This window comes from Leifsonia sp. PARNA 1/14 (assembly GCF_055720965.1).
In genome coordinates, this window is record NZ_JBVQSP010000012.1 from 1 (window position 1) to 1,102 (window position 1,102).

Sequence of the window (1,102 nt, forward strand, 5' to 3'; positions counted from 1 at the left end):
TGTAGTGCCCAGGCAGGTTGTTTGTGAGCCGAGTGATGGGCGGGAGCTTGCCGATGGCGGTGTGGGGTCGGTGCTGATTGTAGTGATGGAGCCAGGCGGGCAGGGCGGCTCGGCGGGCTGATTCGCTGTTGTAGTGCCGGTTGTAGGCCCAACCGTCGCTCAGGGTGCGGTGGAAGCGCTCGATTTTGCCGTTGGTCTGTGGCCGGTAGGGGCGGGTCTTCTTGACGCGGATGCCCAACTCGGCGCAGGTGTCGCGCCAGGCGTGCGATTTGTAGGCGGCTCCGTTGTCCGAGAGCACTCGTTCGACTCGGACGCCGCGGTCGGCGAACCAGGACACGGCCCGACGCAGCACACCGGTTGCGGTGGCCGCGGTCTCGTCGTCGTGAATCTCGGCGTAAGCGACCCGGGAGTGATCATCGATCACGGTGTGGACGAACGCGTGACCGATCAACGGTTGGTAGCGCTTGTTGCGTCGGCCGTGCTCGGTGATCAGCCGGTTCTGGTCGCCTTGGATGCGACCGACGAATCGCCAGCCGCCCCCATCGGGGATGTTGCCGAGCTTCTTCACATCGACATGGATCAACGAGCCGGGATACTCGTGTTCATAACGGCGAGCCGGTTCTCCGGTTCTGACATCGACATGGGTGAGCCTGTTCAGGCGGCAGCGCACCAGGACCGCGTGAACGGTCGAGGCCGGCACCCCGAGCCGGCCGGCGATCTGCACTGGCCCGAGGCGCTTCTTGATCCGCAGATGCACGATCTTCTTCACCAGCAGCTGCGGAGTCCGGTTCGGATGCGCATGCGGGCGCGAGGACCGATCAACCATCCCGTCCGGGCCGAGCTCGGCATACCGACGCGCCCATTTCGCTGCTGTCGGCCACGAGATCCGGAAGTAATCGGCCGCCGCAGCGACCGTCCACCCGTCGTCGATGATCAGCCGCGCAACACGCAGCCTTTGGCGCGGCGTCAAAGCCGCATTACCGTGAGACACGAGAACCTCCTGGCCTTCGAGTGAGTGTCTAAGCAACTCCCACTCTGGCCCGGAGGTTCTCGCTATGTCACGGATGCCAGATCAAACAACGTCCCTGGGCACTACAGCTAG

1 protein-coding gene is annotated in these 1,102 nt (G+C 64.4%); it reads right to left on the reverse strand.

Annotated features, from left to right (window positions below; genetic code table 11):
* The coding region (locus AC0HS0_RS18990; protein WP_472965706.1) for an IS481 family transposase at nt 1-991 on the reverse strand (991 nt) is incomplete at its 3' end.
* Nucleotides 992-1,102 lie beyond the last annotated feature (111 nt).